The sequence below is a fragment of the Nitrosomonas sp. genome, assembly GCF_043753625.1.
In the GTDB taxonomy this organism is placed as follows: Bacteria; Pseudomonadota; Gammaproteobacteria; order Burkholderiales; family Nitrosomonadaceae; genus Nitrosomonas.
This window is the reverse complement of the sequence record NZ_JAYUWI010000152.1, coordinates 1-2933: the sequence shown is the minus strand read 5'-3', so window position 1 is coordinate 2933 and position 2933 is coordinate 1. Positions and strand designations below refer to the sequence as shown.

Sequence of the window (2933 nt, the reverse complement as noted above, 5' to 3'; positions counted from 1 at the left end):
GATTTGTTAGAAATAGCGACAGTAATATTGCAGGAAGGGGAAAAAAGTGTACTTTCTCCTGGAAAAGGTATTGTTCAAAATAATTTTATGAGAACATGTGAAGGAAAATGTAAATTCTGTCCAATGCCATTGATACTTGGCTATTAGAAATTCTGAGAATCTCAAATTAATGATACATCAGTTCATGGAAGTTACACTTACGAACATCAATCAGTATTTTACGCGCATAGCACCCTGCCTTACACGACCTAACTGTTTGCAGTCCTTCTTTCCAGGGGTTTTGCTGCTGTTCTTTTTCAATCAACCTGCATTTGCTGCCGTAATCGGTAAAGTAGTGCAGCCCTTTGCAAGCTATGCATTTACTGCTGATGACAATATTTTGCGTATACGGGATAAAATGGATCCTGTGCCGCTGCTCAACACGAATAATCTTTTCGATATGTCCCATCGTTTTACTGGCGGCCTCCTATTTGAGAAAGAAATCAGCCGACAACGATTGACTGCCAATTTGAACTGGGCCCACACCAGCTTCGAAAAATTTAATCAGATGGATAACAATTTAAAGAATTTGAACGGTAATTGGAACTGGTTTTTAGGCAACCGATTGGAAGGTAATATGGGAGCAAGCTATGTGCAATCACTGGCTCCGTTCTTGTTTCAGCCGGGCATTAAAAATATACGCACGGAGCAAAGAGCGTTTATTAACGCCATCTGGCGCTTTCATCCAAGCTGGAATTTACATGGCGACTATACGCGCTACGATCTTAGTACGGATAGTCCGATCGAAAGATTGAAATTTCTTAACCGTATTGAGGACAGATTTGAAGGCGGAATCGACTACGTGACATCCGATAGAAATACTGTGGGGATACTCTTTCGCGATAAAATTGGAGATTTTCCGGCCCGTGTCCTAGCGCCTGATGGCTCATCATTCACGGATAATGGCTATGACCAGAAGGAAGTAATGGCCAGAATCAACTGGGTAGTGTCCGCAAAATCCCGCTTATTATGGACAGGAGGATGGGTAGAACGAAAAAATGCCAGCTTTTCACAGCGCGATTTTAGCGGATTTAATGCGCGCATGACTTATGCTTGGGAGCCTACCAGTAAGGTTGGATTAACCATTAATGCTTGGCGCGAAACTGCAGCAATGCAGCAACTTACCGCAAGCTTTAGTCTTAATACTGGCGTGAGTGTCGAGCCATCCTGGAACATCACACAGAAGGTAACATTGGAAGGAAATTTCTCTTATGAGACACGCGAATTTAGCCGATTTGCGGTTCTAACCGATCCTTTACCATTGGGTCGCAATAACACTATCCGTAATGCCGCTGTAAAACTCACATATACCCCTTATCTTGGCCTGCAACTCAGTGCTTCAGTCTATAATAATCATTTAAAATCAGACGTTTCTCTGGGCGGATTTAGTGCCAATGGCGCAAATATTAATCTACAGTATACTTACGGAAAACGATGACAGCTAACGATTTACCCATAGTAGCCTTCTTCAAGCATCTGCTCGATCCTTTCATCATATGGAGCATGCTGATACTGACAGCCTGGATGTATGATGAAGATTTTACCAGCTACTATTTGGTATTAGTCATTATTACCTTCTTCATTTCCACCTATATTTACGAGCGTATTCTCATTTACCGTAACTGGCGCAAAGGCAGGTTGCTTGCCTATATGCGAGATACGTTAATGGGCTGGCTGATCATTATCGCTATCCTGATATTTCTAGGTTATGCCACCAAATTTCACAATCAGTTTTCTGGGCAAGTGCTTCTAACCTGGTTTATTGTCACACCATTGATGCTGATTGCTAGTCATCTCATCGTACGCAGTATCGTTACCAACCTGTACAACAAAGGTAAGTTGCGTTCAGCAATAGTGATCGGCGCGAACGAAACCAGTCTGGACTTTATCAAGCATATTGCAGAACTCCCCTTTCTGCTGATCAGTTATCAAGGTTTCTTCGATGAACGCAACAGTTCCAGAATCGCCAACGATTCTAGATCCGATTTGGATGAGCTGACTGATCCCTCCATCGTTAAAACGGTTACTATGCCGGATAAATTCGGATCCCGCTTGGGTGGATTGGTTGATGCCGTGCCTTACATTCAGAAACACAATATCGAGATAGTTTTTATCAGCTTGCCGATGTCGTCTCAGCCTCGTATCCAGAAGCTTATGGATGAATTGCCCGATACGACAGCCTCCATCTATTTCTTGCCGGATATTTATATCTTTGATTTGATGCAAACCCGTTTCGACTACATTGGTGATGTGCCAGTGGTTGCAATGAATGAGTCTCCCTTTGTCGGTATCGATGGCGTGGTCAAAAATGTTAGCGACTTTCTGCTGGCTGTGTTGATTACTATCTTGTTGTCTCCACTGATGGCGTGCATTGCATTAGCGGTAAAATTAACTTCGCCGGGCCCGGCTATCTTCAAGCAGCGCCGATACGGTCTCAACGGTGAGGAGATTATCGTCTATAAATTTCGCTCCATGACCGTCACTGAAGATGGTGCAAACATTCAGCAGGCGACACAAAACGATCAGCGGCTTACAAAAATCGGCGGCTTCTTGCGTCGCGCGTCATTGGATGAGTTGCCACAGCTCTTTAATGTATTACAGGGACGCATGAGCATCGTCGGCCCGCGACCGCATGCGGTCGCGCATAATGAACTGTATCGCAAGCTAATCAAAGGCTATATGTTACGCCACAAGGCTAAACCAGGCATTACCGGATGGGCACAGGTCAATGGCTGGCGCGGTGAAACCGAGACACTGGAAAAAATGAAAGCTCGTATCGAGCACGATTTGTATTATCTGAAACACTGGTCTATCTGGCTCGATCTTTGGATCATCCTCAAAACCGCATGGATCGTCCTGCGCAAAGATAATGCCTATTAAAACCCTTAAATTAG

The 2933-nt window shown here is 44.0% G+C and carries 2 protein-coding genes; both read left to right on the top strand.

Annotated elements, in window-relative coordinates:
• Positions 1-184 precede the first annotated feature (184 nt).
• Entirely contained in the window at positions 185-1477 is a 1293-nt protein-coding gene (epsL, locus tag ACH10T_RS12720) for an XrtB/PEP-CTERM-associated polysaccharide biosynthesis outer membrane protein EpsL (protein ID WP_394809635.1), read from the top strand.
• Positions 1474-2919, top strand: a complete 1446-nt coding sequence (locus tag ACH10T_RS12715) for an undecaprenyl-phosphate glucose phosphotransferase (RefSeq protein ID WP_394809634.1) — start codon at positions 1474-1476, stop codon at positions 2917-2919. Before epsL ends, ACH10T_RS12715 begins: the two co-directional genes overlap by 4 nt.
• Positions 2920-2933 lie beyond the last annotated feature (14 nt).

What these genes read in the sequence shown, in the direction of transcription:
- epsL (WP_394809635.1), top strand. Translation starts at nt 185, where the DNA reads ATGGAAGTTACACTTACGAACATCAATCAGTATTTTACGCGCATAGCA.
- ACH10T_RS12715 (WP_394809634.1), top strand. Translation starts at nt 1,474, where the DNA reads ATGACAGCTAACGATTTACCCATAGTAGCCTTCTTCAAGCATCTGCTC.